Here is a 15,674-nt window from a genome sequence, read left to right as displayed (position 1 = left end):
CAATATTGAATGATTAATACTGAAATTATCAATGCCGACAATTATTATATAGAGGGTTTTGTGGTGAGTACACCACAGCCCTTAACTATTGAAGTTTCTTTAGGCAAGTTTTTCACCATTCATAATGTAGAAAAACAGGAAACTACTATCAAAGAACTTGAAGATGGCACAACAAAAGAAGTTGAACAATTAATACAGGTAGAGGAAATGGAAACCGACGAATACTCTGCTTTCACATTTGACATCGAATCAGATAATTTAGTGAATGTCATTTATGATGTGTACTTATTGGATCTTCCATCTACAAGTGGTTATGAAGTTCACATAGACCGAACAGAAATGGACGGAAACAATGTTCCTTTTTATGAAGGTGAAGATACAATTAAATTTTTACTGATGTCATTTATGGTGCCACCAAACACAAACACTTTAGATGATGTGCAAATCAACATTAAAGAGGTTGTGAGAAACAATGATTCAGATTCAGCCGAATAACAAGGTTATTACTGATAAAAGAAAAGCAGAGCTTAGAGGAGAACTAACTGCTGAATTTGTTAACATGGTTGTTATTAATCAGGGGTATCCCGCTCTAGCTAGCTATCAAGTCGATTTAATTAAGCAACTAACTGCTGATTCAAAAGATGAGGAACTGTCTGAACTAAGCGATGAAGATATTTTAGAGTATTGTAAAATTCTAAAAAACGATTTCTTTAAGACTACTTGTGAAGAAAAAATCCTTGAGGGATTTACAGCAAGTAACGGGCATTTTTATCGAACAAACAGGGACGATCAAATTAACTTCATTGGTCAAAAGGATTTACTTGTAGCTAATGAATCACTAACTACTGTCCCTTGGAAAACAGAAGACGTTGGTTATATTGTTCACACAAGGGATGAATGGCTGCAAATCTACAATGAAGCTTTCAGTCATAAGCAAGCTCAGTTATTCAAATACGACAATCTTAAAAAACAAGTTATGGCGGCTACAGATCACGTAGCACTTTCAACAATTAAATGGACGTAAAGAAGGGAAAACAACAATGAATATCAATACACCACTAGAAGAAAAACTAGTAGAACAAGGCTATCACACTTTTAGTCTACAGGAGAAGAACTCTCTAATTGCTATTTTAGCTAACAGAGAAGATTTAGTTTACTCTGATATTGATGAGGACTATATCCTTACATATCACAAATCATTAAAAGAGCAACTGCTTGCCGAAACTTGTGAAGCAACAATTCTAGAAGGCTTCACTGCATCTAATGGTCATTTCTACAGAACGAATCGTGATGATCAAGTCAACATGATTGGTCAAAAAGACGAACTAAATGCAGACCCAACAATTACGGCTGTTCCTTGGAAAACAGAAGATGCAGGCTACATTGTTCACACGAAAGAAGAGTGGCTAGAAGTTTATAAAGAAGCTTTTGGTTTTAAGAAAACACAATTATTTAAATACAACACCTTAAAGCAACGCGTAGCGGCTGCTACACAACATGACGAAATCGTAGCTATTACATGGGATGCTGATGAAGTAACTCCACCAACTGCTCCAGAAACGCCACAAGAGCAACCTCCTACTGAAGAAACAACTCCAGTAACTCAACAAAGTTCTAACAAAACGTTGTTCCAAATCTTCAATAGAGGTAAAAAATAATGGCTCAACAAGAGAATTTACTAAACCAACAAATCGACATTAATATTTTAATGCAAGAATATGAGCAACTGATTGCTAAGTTAACTAGTGAAAATCTTCGTTATAAAACGTTGTTCAAACAAATTAACATACAATTAGCACAGAAAGCACAACAAGATTCACAGCAAGCTACACAACATCCTGCTCCACCGGCAGCACCTGAAGTGCCTGTTGAAAAATTAGAAGATGAAGTGTTGACTGACTTTTAATGAATGGTTACGTTCATGGGGGAGCAAAGAGCTCCCTCTTATTTTATTTTGGAGGTGTTTTTCTGTATGAAACAGGTACGTATTCGTTCTATTAAGAATGGCGAAGCTTCTCCCTGGATTTATATTCAAGAAACAACCAAGCAGGAAACTCCAAAACCGACAGTATTTCAAGTAAAAGCCGCTGCTCCTGTTCTACCAATAGAAGCGCGAATTAACCAATATGGACGTTTTCGTTATAGTGAAATGCAATATGGAGAAATGATTGAACGAGTATCAAGTCTTCTATCCATTCAAGTTAGTAAAGTACCTGTACGAATAAGAAACCAGAATGGAGACTGGATGTACTTTCAGCAAGCAACCATTGATGGAGCTTGTCCCGCTATTCGTATTCGAAGTAAAAATGGTAGCCAAGCTAACCCTTGGGTTTATATTCAAAAGAAGGAGGTGTAGATATGGAATATTTACAAAATTATTTATCTGTTCTTCCGGATTATGACCGACAGCAAGTAGAGCAATTGATTCAAAGTAATATGGATCTACTCGATGTAAAGGCCATTACAAAAGAAGAATTCGAAGCATTACTTCAACAGCTTGCAAATCAAACCGAAAAGGTTACAGTACTAGAGCCGACAGATGAAAAGGTAGATGCAGAGCATTTCAATAACATGCATTCAAGTGTAGCTCTTGATTTGAAGCGATTATACAATTCCCATCTTGTTGTAGAAAAAGTAATGGCTAACTATGACCGAATCTTACGAGGAACCTTAGATGATATCAAACGAGAAGTAGATGCACTTACTACAAGAGTCGAAGAGCTAAATCTAAAAGCAAAAGGTGAAGACGGCTTAATTGTTAAGACATACGGTTTTGATGAAAAAGATAAAAACCTCTACATGGAAACAGATCGTGACAAGTATGCTCATTTATTCTTAGACCGCGATAACAAACCTCTACAAAGTGCAGAACTGAATCGAAGCTACCAACAGCATTATTTATCGTTACCAATTCGTGTAGTAGAAAATGCCTTACAGGATTCAAATGGAAAATCAACTGCAAAAATTAGCGTAGAGTATTCAGAACTAAACGTTATCAAAGACAGTAACCATCTTGTTAAGAATGCAATTGATGAATCTTTGAACACATACTGGGCTCAAGCAGTTAGATTAAGTGCGCCAGCCTATACAGATATTAAGAAATTATAGAAAGGGGGATAACATATGACTATTACTTATATTGAACAACAATATTCATTTTCTGTATCAGAATTTGAAGGCTTATGGGAAATGACATTTATGCACCCATTCAATAAAGAAGAGCATGTAAGTATCTATGTAGTTGCTCCAAATAGTGACTACGATGAAAGTACTTTACCGAAAGATCAAGATGTTGTTGAAGCAGGACCACGATTAACGGACTTCTTAAATCATTTGCTTTATAAGATTGAGTATTACCCATACACATGGGACTTTACAGGCAAAAAGATTGTGTCATATGGATATGACTTTGAATCTGATTATAATGGCAGCTCGATTACAACCATTGACCTTACTGAGATCGCCTTAAAAGAACTGAATGAGTTTTATAATTTCTTCTCTCCTTTAGAAACAGATGTTGTAGATGCAGAGGAAAGAGTAAGCGGAAAAGGCGTAATGGCTAGACTGAGCATTACATTAGATAAACCTAAGCAAGTAAATCATTTAAACATTGATTTCTTCACCGAATATCCAATTGAAATAGTTTCTCTAATGTATCGAGCAGATGAAAGCACGAATACAGCTACGTATGAAATCCCTCTTTCTAAAGTGATTCAAACAAACAGCTCTATCTATCTTCATTTCTCTCCTGTTTTCGCAAAGACTTTCTACCTTATTTTGAAACAAGAATCATATACCCTACTTGATTCTTCAACATCAGAAGACGATGTAAGCAAAGCAGAATTATGGGAACAAGCTTCTGAACAAAGCCGCTCTATTTATGAAGCATCTGTAGGTGATTATATCGACCAATTGTTTGCGACTAAATCCGCTATCGAGTTACACCAAACCATTTTAGATAGTTACCAGACCGTGAATAAAACATATTCAGATATTTCAATTGATCCTATGAATGCATATCGTAGTGACTTTAATGAAGCAAAAGAAATATTAGATAGCCAACAGAGATAGAAAGGAGGATTTTAGGTGAGTACAGATACTTTCACAAGAGCGAGTAAACCAAAGACTACAACCGCTCAACTTACTCAAACTCAAACTAGTAGTACAACTCCAGGGCCTTTACCATCGGTAACAAGCGGTTCTACTGCAACTAGCAAAACAAACAGCTCTACACAATACGTTTATCAATACGGGATTAAGAATATCGGCCTTACTCATTCTTTATATAATCAGTCCGGCGTATTTGTTACTAAACCAATTGAGGTAGAAGGGAATATTGTTGAGGTGTCTTTATCATCATCTGAGGACCATCCATTGTTTAATGAACTCGATGGTATGGCTACAGACCGTGTAACTTCAATTGAATACTACATTTCCCTAGAAGAGAATCCTTCACCGAATGATTGGATATCCATTCTTCCAGAAGAAACAACAACTATTAAGTGCGAAAAACTTTTCTTCAAAGGATCTAGTGCGAAGCTTCGTTTTCTAGCAGATATTAATGACGTTGATAATACAAAGGTGTACAAGAACAACATCTTAATTGATAATGACGATTGGTATTTTACAGAACGTGGTGCTTCTATTCAGTTAGCGGTTACCCGTGATCAAAGTGCTATTTATACAATTGATTATGTACCTGATGCAGACTTGTTAAACCCTTGGACTGTTCAAGTAGGAGACCGCTTCTCTAAGCGTGTACGACAAACTGAACGTTTCCCAAATGGAACGGATTCTAATAACTCCTTTAAGTTATCCAAGTATCCTTTTGTTGATTATGCAGCCATTAATCAAACTTCTAATTACGATGCTAATACAGGTGACTACAGACCTCTAGACGTGTTCCTAGTAGATGGAACAATTGCTTCTGGAAATGGAGCAACTCAAAAAGAGTTTTATCCTATGTCATATACAAGCCAAGCTGACTACGTAACAAAGAACTGTACGGATTATAAAAACAATAAAGATATTCCTTTGAACAAATATAGTATCGTTCCTGAATCTGCTTATAAAGTAATGGAATATAAGCAAGAGAAGAACAAGCTTGTTTTTACGGAAAGCTTTAACCGCGCTAATCTATATTACAATGAAGCAAGTAACCACGGAAACGCTGCAGTGGTTGTTCAATATGACTATCTAGTAACAGACTTCCGTTTGAAAATCATTGTTCGTAAAAACACAGGTGATGAATTAGTGGTTACTCCACTAGTTAACAGCTATCAATTAAAATTTAAAGTTATGAAATAAGGGAGGTGCAAACATGAATGCTCCTGTTATTGAGTCAAAAATTTTAGACCAACAAAAAGCATACTTACTAGAGCAAGCTCAACTACGTTTAGGTGATGCTGCTACGAAAGAAGAAGTATCTCAATTAGCAGATGAAATCTTTTACCGTTACCAATCGGTTATAGGTAAGCCATTGTTCCAGGCACGACAAGTTGTATATGGTGAGCTTCCTTTTTTAGAAGATTATTATGAGAACAATAAGGAAATGGAGAAGGATTTAAGTATTCTTTTTTCTGAACTTAACACGATTGCTACTTACTTAGTGGAGTACTTCAACTATTCTCAATCTGAAAAAGAGCGCATCATGACAATGGTTCGTAGCATTAATGGAGTCGTATCCGATCTTCAAATGCTAACAGAGGAAACAACGCCTAATACAGTCTACTTAAAAGAATCCTTTACAAACTATGACAATGTAGATGTTGATTTAACGGATATTGAAAACCGCTGTATGGTCCATACACAAGAAGGTGTGTTAACCCTGCGTCGTACTGGTGCGACAAATCGAAGTCTTGAAAGTAAGGTTCGTTCTGTTCAAGGAAACGGAATGCCGGGAACGTACTACTTAGCTCGAAAAATTTCAGCAGAAACCGATTATGAAAACTATGAATTCATTTCTACTCAAATTACAAATGATGCAGAACCTTCTCTAATCGACGGAAATGTAGATACAGTGTATGAATATGAAATGGTAAATGTACCGGAACTCGTTAAATCCCAAGCTTTCCGCTATGATGTTCAATGGGCAAAAGGGAAAGAACATAATGATTTATTACGTGTAAAAGTTGTTGTGCAACTTCCTAAAGCAGAAACAATTAACTGGATTAACTTAAATCCTTATCATGCTGCAGGTAGCCCAGGAACAGTTAACGTTTATTCTATCCGAACTTCCGCTGATGGCATCAACTATAAAGGATTGTTCCAAGATGATGAATACGTGTTAGGGCAGCAAGTAAACGGTACACCTCAAAGTTACCGTGCCGAGGATCTATTCGATGGAAGTGAAGATTTTTCGGATACAAAATTCACTGACCAAGGCGTATGGAGTTTCCCATCTCGCGAAGCTAAATACGCTGAATTCGTTTTAGAGCAGCCTAACTCTTATAAAGAACTGCTAGGCAAAGATACTTACTACAGAAGAAAAACAGATTCTAATACATGGACTCTAATTCCTCAACAAGAAGTACCTAGTAATATCGTTGATGAAAAGTACGGAATTCACTCTGTTGATACGGATTATGAAATTAAGAAGGTATTAGAAGTGGCTGAAGGCTGGCGATACGCAATTGGCATTCGTGATATTCAGTTAATGAGCTTTGAATTCGATACAGCTAGTGAATACATCAGTAAACCTTTTTCTGTAGAAGATGGTATTCAAAAACTAATGTTGTATGTAAATGAAAAGGTACCCGCTATCTATAAAGATAAAGTAGGTGAATCCAACAATTGGGTTCAGTATGCTGTTAGCTTTGATGATGTTACATGGTATCGTATTTCTCCACAGCACCAGCAACCAGTAAATGATTCATTCCCCGCTAAGCTTCTTTCTATTAACGACAATGAATCAGATATCGAAAATGCATTTGCTTTATATAAGCAAAATATTAAATTAGACGAAGCACCTAAACAGGTACGCTTAAAGATTACAATGAAGCGTCCAGAAAAAAGTGTAGAAGGCGAACTTCCTCTTCTTAACACTACACCGTTTGTTGAAGACTATGCGTTAAAAATTATTACTGAGCAGAAAGGGGTGTAGGACATGTCCATTAACATTCGTCAAAAACGTTTTAGCGTAGCGGTTAATCAAATCCTTCAAGAAGAGCTACAGAAAGGGAATCTTCCTACATCCAAAGAGTTTGCTACCCGCTTAAACAAATTACTTAGAGATCAAGACTTAGGTGCTCCCGAATATAATTTTAAGCGTGTTCGTAATAGTGAATTAGCTGAATCCGCTTTTTATAATGAAGTCGTAAGCAAGATTCAAAAAGACCTCATGATTTTATACGAGAACACCATTGCTGTTCATAATGAATTAAGCGGCAAGTTCAACTGGTTCGAAGTAGAAAAGAACCGCTTGGAATATGAAGCTAAGAAGTTAGAAACGGAGCTTGAAGAGAAGATTCTCCTTTACGGAAAGACTGGTTATCTAGCTAGTGTGTTTGACACCTTCGACGATCTCTCAAAAATCGATTCAGAAGATAATGTTGCTATTGATATTAAGAACCATCAAGTCACTCTTAAACAGCAAGAGAATACGTCATTTCTTATTAATCCTGCATGTGCTATCTCCTTCAATATGCCAACGAATGCTGCTTCTACGTTTAAGAGAATCCTCATTTCCGGAAAGGTTGAGTATGCTCTTAACACAAATACAAATGAAGCCTTTCAAGAAGTGTGGTTATCTAAAACGGAAGGCCCTGCTGATGGTTATATAGAGATTGTATTCAATGAGAAACAAACCTTAAACCGTATTGATTTATCTATTTTCACTTTAAAGGAAGTAGAAGCATATGTAGAATTCACATTAGATCAAGTGAACTATTACCACCTACCTTATTATCCAGAAGGAAAAATGACCACTAATAACGTTTCATTTTATTTCCCTACAACTGAAATGAAGAGTATGCGTATTTGGATTCGTAAGCAGGAGTCTGATAAAGAAGCTGTTCACCCACAAGGATATTCTTATCAGTATCTTTTTGGAGTGAAGAAGATCCAGTTCTTCCAACTAAGTTATCCTGCAAATGGTGAAATCATTACTACAATGCTTACCCCTAATACAGATGAAAACTTCTCTATTGGTAAAGTATCGTTAGTAACAGAGGAAGAAATTCCTGATGGTACAAACATTGAATATGCGATACGAGCGGAGGAAAGCGAAAGCTGGAAACCTATTTCACCAGTAGGACGTGACAACGCACAAGCTCCTAGTCTTATTGACTTTAAGTACGTGATTCAAGGAAGCCCAACTAGCTTAGGTATTCCAGCGGAAACAAGTGGCCAAGAAGCAGAAATCATTGAATTACAAGCCAATGGTATTTCTTTTTACTCACTAGGTTCTATTGAAAACCGTAAAATTGTTCCCCGTACAGAACGCTTATACATCGGTAAAGATGCATGGAGTGTTCAATCTGTAGTAGAAGACTTCGGCTCCACACATATTCCAACTATGGATGACTGGAAGCAGCCATCTAATGATATTACAAAATCTGTTGTTCCTATCCAAGAAGGAAACCGTGGTGTACTGCTACAAGGGAAAAACTTCACTGAACATACTCAACTATATTATGGAATGGGTATTTACTATGAAGGAAAAGAGCAGGTATTAGCAACCATCCCATCTTCTACAGATCCTATCGCTATTTTCTTAAATGGTGAGAAGCTATATGAAGGTATTCCTTCTTCTCAAACAAATGTGAACTATCGATTTAAGCAAGGATGGAATGACATCACTGTACTTGTTTATGTACAGAGCTTAAACCGAGAAGTAACCATTGATTTAGGCTTCGACCCAATCACTGTAAGTACACATTGCTATGCATCTAGTCAGTTTATGGAGAAGGTATCTGTCTTTGACCTTCGCTATAATACGAAGAATAATGATTGGAGCAAGTATGCGCTTTACGAGAAAGATGGAAAAGTCTATATTGTGGTTAATCATTCGCTCCCAGGCGTGACCTATGATTTGTATTATGACTATGTAGATGAAATCGAACATCGAAACATTCAATTAAAAATTACTTTAAAACAATTTTCGGTAGGGCAATATACAACGCCGGTATTGCGCCGCTACACATTACAATTTAGCTAGGGAGGCACAGCTGCATGATTATTGAAAAGAAATATAAACCTTCCTTTCATAAAGCCAATGCTCGTTACCGTGGTGTAACTGAGCTTTCCCAATATACAAACTTTGTTCTTGAATCCGCTCATGATCTTTTACTATTAGGACAAGTCACAACAGGTAGTGAATTCATTGATAAGAAAGGTCATGAAAAAGAACTGTATGATAATTTTGTTTCTATCATGACTGGTGATGAAGAAGTAGGGAAGTCGAATTTATTTACGGCTTCCACGCTTCAAAAAATTGATCATACACGTACCGTTCCTGTTCCTAAGCTAACTAGCTGGAGTGCAATGAATGGATGTACGATGACAACTGCAGGGGACGCACAGAAGCTTACTTCAAACGGATTGAAAGATCCTGTTGGCATGTATACCACTCTTTATGTAGAACCTGGCGACAAAATTTACATCCGCTTAAAAGCAAGAAGTACTGCTGGAGCAACTGATTTCACATTCGGTTCAAACAACATGCGTATGGGACCAGATACAAATGGCGACACAAGAAAGGTTCCGCTTCAAGCAAGCACCAATTTTATCACATTAGATTATGTACTCCGCTTCCAATATGCAGAAGCAGTTTCGTTAAACATCAATGTGCATCAGAATCCAAATACCTTAAAAGCGACTTCTGTTGAAATAAAGGATTTAGAAATCTATTACTTCCAAGAAGCGTCAACTCAGGTATCTTCTTTTCATTCAGTGATTAAACCCGCTGTAGATGAACTAGAAGAAAAAATCAATTCAATACGATAAGGAGTGAGTATATGCGCCCCATCACATTAAGAAACCCTAATTTGCAAAAGGGCCCAAGTTCATCTGAAGAATTCAATAAGTTACGTAATGATATTCAAACGGATATTACTAGCTTGTTTGATATCGTAAATGAACATGAAGGTACTATTGCAGGAAACATGGATCACGTCTTACGTGAAAATTACTTCTTGCAAAACCGTTTATTAAAATTAGAGGGTAGAGTTAAAGAATTAGAGAACGACTATCAAGCCAACAGTATAGAAGGGGAGAGTATCCTTACTCGTTCTTTCTATCATGCAAGCAATATTACATCTCCTAATGTAAACAACCCTATTAATATCGACACGCTGCATGGTATTGTTTCACCAGTTGTAGTTCGTTCACACGATAAAATTGCGTACAAAAATGACCTTGGCGAATACATCTTGCCAAGTAACTTAGAAATATCTGTTTATGAAACAACAGATGTTGAACCGTTAAATGAAGAAACGAAACAGCGTAACTACTATGCAGTAGATTCAACAAATATCACAAAAGCATTTGATGGTGATAAAAACTCGTTTTGGGTACGTCAATCTGAAACAAATGAGAACCAATGTGTTACAGAAGTGTACGGATTAATCCACGTAAAAATCCCACAAGAAATCTCCAACAACATCTACACAAACACGTTACTTCTTCATCCTTCTCCAGAGTATTCAATGAGCGTATTAGACATTCAGTACAAGAATCAGAATGGTGAATGGCGCCGCATTGAAACCTATCCAACTAAAATTGTAGGTAATGCTGAGGTTCCAGGGGAGATTGCGGATACTGGTAAGCTTGTTTTCTCATTTCCTAAGCGTGAAATTACAGAACTTCAAATCTTTGTGAAGCAGCCGTATTGGTTCAAGCATGATAACAAACGAATCTTTATGTATGGATTCCAAGACATTGTGGTTGAATATCGTGAGTACTCTCAAGATACAGCGGAATTTGTAACGAAGTTCTCATTAGATGGTACAGATCGTCGCTTTACACAAGTGGGTAATCCGCTAGTAACAACTCCAGTAGGTTGTCCACCTTTCAATGATTACACAGTTAAACATGAATTGTACTTTGATGAAGGGTTAACGGAGCAGTTTGATTTCTCAACGGATATCTTCCAGACAGTTCAAAATGTATATATTAAAACAATCATGAAGACAGCAGGGGATCAGGTTCCGATTTTACGAGAAATTGAATTACCTTATCGTCATGAAGAAATAGACGTATAAATTCCTATAAATTGGTTAATATATAGAGTGAAGTAACCTAACCTAACCTTATAGAACAGCGAAAAAACAGGCCAAGAGGTCTGTTTTTTTGTATGGAATAATTATGTTATAATTTGATTTGTCTTTAACGTTGGCCAATGCTAGAGACCGAAGAGAGCAAGCCTTAGTGGTTTGTTCTTTTTTATGTTATAATATAATGGTTTCACGTTATTAGCTCATGCTAGTAATAAAAAGAAAGAGCAACTTCCGAGGTTTGCTCTCTTTTTTTGTTATTAAAATCCGGTTAAACCATCTAGCTGTGTTTGATATAAAACATCTAATTGGTCGTAAATCTTCCAGTATTCATCAACAACCCATCCAACCCTAAAATGTCTGCTTGAATAAAAAGCAACAGCTAAATCATTAGCTAGATCTACACATTTTTGTTGGGATTGCTGTCTTAGTTGAGGAACATCAGCTATTCTTTTTCTATATTCAATCTCCATATTATTCTCAATATTTTTAAATACATCTTTTAAAGACTTAATATCTAATAATTTCAATTTGTCCACTTTCATTTGATTATGTACAGCTTTCAAAACTAATGTTTGATAGTAGACAGGTCTACCAAATGCTCTTTTTGGTAGTATAGCTCCTACCGCTCTGGAAATTTTGGATCTGAATGGGTCTCTTGGCATATAACTTCCTCCTAGTGAAAAAATCCTAACTCTAAAAATATACCAAATTATCTAATAATTTGTAAGTGTTATAGGTAAATTAATCTATATTTTATTTCTCTTTACAATTTAATAGTAATTCATGTTACACTGGATCTGGCTATAATCGGTCAATTCATTTTTTAAATCATAGTTAGACAAAAAAAGACGGACCTCATAACTAAGGTCTGTCTTTTTTATTTGACATTATGATTCTAAAATGTAACACTGTAACATATATTGGCTACTACTCCTGTACTATCGCGAGAGTAGGAGAGAAGAGTAAACCAAAAAGGTTTGCTCTTTCTTTTTATTTCGTAAACATATCACAATATTTTTTACATTCTTCATGACCTGATTCCGCCTGTCTTTCGAGACCAACTAATATCATTTGGTTTAAGAATTGGGCAGAAAGGGTAAGTAGGGTAACAACTGTACTTGCATGGGAATCAACATTAGGGCTTTCAAGATTTTGGACTAAAGAAGTAGCATGAGCTGCATTTGATGTAGAAGGATACAGTATCTTATAAATTTCTTCATTACCTATAATTTCACAAAGGGTTTTGAAGTTTTTCCTTTTTTGCTTTTTTTCTTTTTCGGTCAAAGTAGGAATATCATTGATATCTTGAGATAAAAGAAAGAAATACCAGTCTTTATTTTCTTTATAATTATCTTTTATAGAATTGTATTTTTCTAGTAGAGGACCTTCCATTTGTTTCAGATATCTTATAAAGTTAGGGTTGTTTTTGTATACTCTATGATGTTTATCCTTCTGTAATTGGTGGTACTGGGTAAAAATCGTATAACCTTCATAATGTTTCATTCTAACCTCAAAGTCCTTATTGATGAACATTAAATTAGCATATGCTTCAAATAAGGATCGTAATATATTATACCCTTGAGCTACACATCCTAAAGTTGCCGTATTTTGTATCACCATTACATCCGATAAAGCTTTAGATAACAACGTTTTATATCCTTGGGGTAGTGTATCAAAGACTTTTTCCTTATGCATAAGAAAGTGAGCAAACGCATATTGCTTATTCAAATTCTGTAAAATCTGTTCATAAAACTTCATTCTTTGTTCTCGTAAAGCAGTATTCTCTTTTTCTAGGTTAATACAATACTCTTCTAATTCTTCTGAAAATGTCATTTGACTCAAGGAAATTCCCTCCATAAGTTAGTTATTATTGTTACTATTGTTATCTTTGCCACTACTTATTATTTCAAAACGTATAAATGAAAAAAGAGCCTATAAATTTTATAGACTCTGTAATAATTTATATATTCTTCTTCATCCCACAATTCGTACATTCACGTAGAAACTTACCTTTACTTACGCTACTTTTAAATCTAACTCCATCACAATTATCGCACCGACCACTTTTTTTGTCGGGTAGCTCACTATATTCATAAACTTTTGTTAAATCAATATTTGCGTATTTATCTTCTTGTTCCATTCTTTATCCCTCACATTCTTTGATATCATAGCAGTACACATGGAAAAAAGAAAGCTGTTCTAAATATAAAAAAATAAAAAGACAAAAACCCCTCGACATTCTCCGCAGGAGCCTAGGGGTTTTCAATGCAGATATCACAACAGGATTGTACAAAAACAAAGAGCTGCAAAGTGAGTTAAGCTTTACATCTACAAGTATAGACAAGTTCAAAGTTAAATAACCATAAAAGAACAAATTTCTACATAAATGTGGTATAATTACCTTATGTGACTATGATTTTCGGGTGGGCGGTTGCCCTTTTTTCCTTTCTCGATTTTACAGGGAAAGGAGGTGACCGCTATGGATCTTCTTAAAACTCTTTTAGTAGAAATAGCAAGAGTAACTACTGGTATACTAGTTACTTACTTACTAAGTCTAATTCCTACGAAGAAGAACAAAAAGAAGACCTCCCGAAAAAAGTCTGCCCAGACTAGGAGGTCTTCTAAGAAAAAATAATATCTAAGGAGCAACCTACCACTTGGGTGATAGTTGCATAGGCGAGATGTGCTAGCATCTCGTCTTTATTAATGTATAGACACATTATATCATAAATATACCAAAAATAAAAAAGATATAAAAATATAAAAGAGTTCTTTAAATTTTCCTTCTATTAATTCTATTAAAAGGGAAAGCCCCCGACAATGCCTTCATTGCCAAGGGCTTTCCCAGATGAGTATTGAATTAAATGAAGTAGTGATAACGAGGAATAGATAGCCTCGTTGAATTTATTATACCCGCTTTTTTATTTTATATTCTCACAGTTACCATTTTGGTCCCGTTGGCATTTCTTCAAGCATCATCAAGTGTTTTACTTTAGTCTTAGCATGTTTAACTTCTTTTTCAGCCTTTTCCAGATTGTCAATCTTTTTAGTAAATGTATCAAAATAGGACTCCATCTCCTGTTGGAAAGCATCCTTCGCGTTACCTGATTTCCACGTAGTTAATTCTTCAACTTTGTTTTTAACAAGTAACTGTTCGGCTCGCAAATCGGAAATGAGGGAGTCTAACTTGCTACTCAAACGGTCAAGGTCATCTAATTCTCTTTTATATTTCTCTAAGTTCTTTTCGTCCATCATTTTAAAACATCAGCCTCCACAAACGATGCCGCTGCAGCATTCAAGTTATTTGCCATTCGAGAGGTGTCCTCAGCAAACCAACTACTAAGATTATGCGCTTGTCCAATTACATCGTTTACGACACCTTCAGATATTTGAATACCATCCAACATGGTTGCATCCCGTTTAAATGAAGAACAAAGCTCTTCCACCCGTGACACATAGCCTTCCAGTTCACTCGCTAAATTAATTAGATGTTCTGGCATAACATTGATTGTTGCCATTTCTCCAGAAGCATATCTAGGGGACTGTGCTAAAGACTGACCAGTTAGAATGTTTGTAAGAATTGGGTTATTTAAATTACCCACACCATCAAATTTGAAGTGTTTCATATTATGATAACTTTCTCCAGCTAGTGAACCCCAAGCTCTTGAAACAGGGTTGTATCTATTCTTTGAGTTCTCAAGATCAAAGGAAGAACCGATGTAATATGCGGAACCAATATATCTTTTATAAGGATTAACAGCTCCAGAACTTATAGAATCTTTAGGGTGAATGTAATTTACGATTTGTTTATCAAACTCACCCTTAACTGCTTTCTCTTTTAGGTCTTTAGGAAGCAAGTTGATAACACTTGGTCCGTTAAACGTAACAGCTTCTACATTATTTTTAGCAGCTGCATAAGATGCAATGGAGCCAGCTAGAGAGTGTCCTGTTAATTTAATATTGTGATCAGGATATTCTTTCTTTACATCTTGAACAAGTTTATCTCCTTGGCGGAATTGGTTCTTCTCATGGAAATCAACTGACAATTCGCCATTGTCATATTCAATATTTAACCCAAGACGATCAACTGTCTTACCTTTCACAATATAAGTAAAATCTGTTTTTACATCCGGCCACGCCCGTCCTTGTTTAACATTCTCTACTGAGTTGGCTTCAGTACCACGATACGCAATAACTATATTCTTTTTATTCTTTAAAACTAGGGCATCAAAACCGGTCTCCGCATCATGAACTTTAAACTTTTTACTTTTGATAGTTGTCCATTTTTCATTACCATCTTCATAGTGGATAGTATAGGATTTCCTTGGTTTGATATCGTAGGCAAAGCCACTTAGCTCACGAAACGTTCTATCCCTTATATCTGTAATCATAATTGAAGCCTCTCTCCTTATTAGTGTATAATTCTATTATATAAGAATTTCCAAGAATTTGGAGAGA

At 35.8% G+C, this 15,674-nt stretch carries 17 protein-coding genes; 12 read left to right on the top strand and 5 right to left on the bottom strand.

Features of this window, described 5'->3' with window-relative positions; all coding sequences use genetic code 11:
• Nucleotides 1-9: 9 nt before the first annotated feature.
• From ACFX4N_RS23705 to ACFX4N_RS23650, 12 genes are all read left to right on the top strand, one after another.
• Nucleotides 10-495, top strand: a complete 486-nt coding sequence (locus ACFX4N_RS23705) for a hypothetical protein (RefSeq protein WP_377262695.1) — start codon at nucleotides 10-12, stop codon at nucleotides 493-495.
• Nucleotides 473-1,024, top strand: coding sequence for a DUF4376 domain-containing protein (locus ACFX4N_RS23700; RefSeq protein ID WP_377262692.1), 552 nt, complete (start codon nucleotides 473-475; stop codon nucleotides 1,022-1,024). Before ACFX4N_RS23705 ends, ACFX4N_RS23700 begins: the two co-directional genes overlap by 23 nt.
• Before the next feature lie 16 nt (nucleotides 1,025-1,040).
• Nucleotides 1,041-1,658 carry a DUF4376 domain-containing protein gene (locus ACFX4N_RS23695; protein WP_377262689.1) on the top strand — a complete coding sequence of 206 codons (618 nt, stop codon included), beginning with the start codon at nucleotides 1,041-1,043 and terminating at the stop codon, nucleotides 1,656-1,658.
• The gene (locus ACFX4N_RS23690) at nucleotides 1,658-1,906 is read left to right on the top strand and encodes a hypothetical protein (protein WP_377262686.1); all 249 of its coding nucleotides are present in this window, start codon (nucleotides 1,658-1,660) and stop codon (nucleotides 1,904-1,906) included. The genes ACFX4N_RS23695 and ACFX4N_RS23690 overlap by 1 nt, the downstream gene beginning before the upstream one ends.
• A gap of 66 nt (nucleotides 1,907-1,972) precedes the next feature.
• Nucleotides 1,973-2,356: a hypothetical protein gene (locus ACFX4N_RS23685; RefSeq protein WP_377262683.1), complete on the top strand. Its 384-nt coding sequence runs from the start codon at nucleotides 1,973-1,975 to the stop codon at nucleotides 2,354-2,356.
• Nucleotides 2,357-2,358: 2 nt separating this feature from the next.
• Nucleotides 2,359-3,108 (top strand): hypothetical protein, encoded by a 750-nt coding sequence (locus tag ACFX4N_RS23680; protein ID WP_377262680.1) that lies wholly within the window; start codon nucleotides 2,359-2,361, stop codon nucleotides 3,106-3,108.
• Between the two features lie 15 nt (nucleotides 3,109-3,123).
• A complete protein-coding gene (locus tag ACFX4N_RS23675; protein WP_377262677.1) occupies nucleotides 3,124-4,071 on the top strand; it encodes a hypothetical protein in 948 nt (315 codons plus the stop codon).
• Nucleotides 4,072-4,086: 15 nt separating this feature from the next.
• Nucleotides 4,087-5,307: a hypothetical protein gene (locus ACFX4N_RS23670; RefSeq protein ID WP_377262674.1), complete on the top strand. Its 1,221-nt coding sequence runs from the start codon at nucleotides 4,087-4,089 to the stop codon at nucleotides 5,305-5,307.
• Between the two features lie 13 nt (nucleotides 5,308-5,320).
• Nucleotides 5,321-7,102 (top strand): hypothetical protein, encoded by a 1,782-nt coding sequence (locus ACFX4N_RS23665; RefSeq protein WP_377262671.1) that lies wholly within the window; start codon nucleotides 5,321-5,323, stop codon nucleotides 7,100-7,102.
• Between the two features lie 3 nt (nucleotides 7,103-7,105).
• Nucleotides 7,106-9,157: a hypothetical protein gene (locus tag ACFX4N_RS23660; RefSeq protein ID WP_377262668.1), complete on the top strand. Its 2,052-nt coding sequence runs from the start codon at nucleotides 7,106-7,108 to the stop codon at nucleotides 9,155-9,157.
• Between the two features lie 14 nt (nucleotides 9,158-9,171).
• Nucleotides 9,172-9,945 carry a hypothetical protein gene (locus ACFX4N_RS23655; RefSeq protein ID WP_377262665.1) on the top strand — a complete coding sequence of 258 codons (774 nt, stop codon included), beginning with the start codon at nucleotides 9,172-9,174 and terminating at the stop codon, nucleotides 9,943-9,945.
• 11 nt (nucleotides 9,946-9,956) lie between these two features.
• Nucleotides 9,957-11,201 (top strand): hypothetical protein, encoded by a 1,245-nt coding sequence (locus tag ACFX4N_RS23650; RefSeq protein ID WP_377262662.1) that lies wholly within the window; start codon nucleotides 9,957-9,959, stop codon nucleotides 11,199-11,201.
• Between the two features lie 272 nt (nucleotides 11,202-11,473).
• Here ACFX4N_RS23650 and ACFX4N_RS23645 read toward each other — a convergent pair whose 3' ends face one another.
• From ACFX4N_RS23645 to ACFX4N_RS23625, 5 genes are all read right to left on the bottom strand, one after another.
• The gene (locus ACFX4N_RS23645; protein ID WP_377262659.1) at nucleotides 11,474-11,878 is read right to left on the bottom strand and encodes a hypothetical protein; all 405 of its coding nucleotides are present in this window, start codon (nucleotides 11,876-11,878) and stop codon (nucleotides 11,474-11,476) included.
• A gap of 328 nt (nucleotides 11,879-12,206) precedes the next feature.
• A complete protein-coding gene (locus ACFX4N_RS23640; RefSeq protein WP_377263205.1) occupies nucleotides 12,207-13,049 on the bottom strand; it encodes a DUF5677 domain-containing protein in 843 nt (280 codons plus the stop codon).
• A 127-nt stretch (nucleotides 13,050-13,176) separates the two neighbouring features.
• Nucleotides 13,177-13,356: a DUF8096 family protein gene (locus tag ACFX4N_RS23635; protein WP_377262656.1), complete on the bottom strand. Its 180-nt coding sequence runs from the start codon at nucleotides 13,354-13,356 to the stop codon at nucleotides 13,177-13,179.
• A gap of 800 nt (nucleotides 13,357-14,156) precedes the next feature.
• The gene (locus ACFX4N_RS23630; RefSeq protein ID WP_377262653.1) at nucleotides 14,157-14,468 is read right to left on the bottom strand and encodes a WXG100 family type VII secretion target; all 312 of its coding nucleotides are present in this window, start codon (nucleotides 14,466-14,468) and stop codon (nucleotides 14,157-14,159) included.
• Nucleotides 14,468-15,607 carry a lipase family protein gene (locus ACFX4N_RS23625; protein WP_377262650.1) on the bottom strand — a complete coding sequence of 380 codons (1,140 nt, stop codon included), beginning with the start codon at nucleotides 15,605-15,607 and terminating at the stop codon, nucleotides 14,468-14,470. The genes ACFX4N_RS23630 and ACFX4N_RS23625 overlap by 1 nt, the downstream gene beginning before the upstream one ends.
• Nucleotides 15,608-15,674 lie beyond the last annotated feature (67 nt).

Origin of the sequence: Priestia sp. YIM B13551 (genome assembly GCF_042787905.1) — a bacterium.
Taxonomy (GTDB): domain Bacteria; phylum Bacillota; class Bacilli; order Bacillales; family Bacillaceae_H; genus Priestia.
The sequence above is the reverse complement of the archived record's forward strand: the minus strand, read 5'-3'. Positions and strand labels throughout refer to the sequence as shown.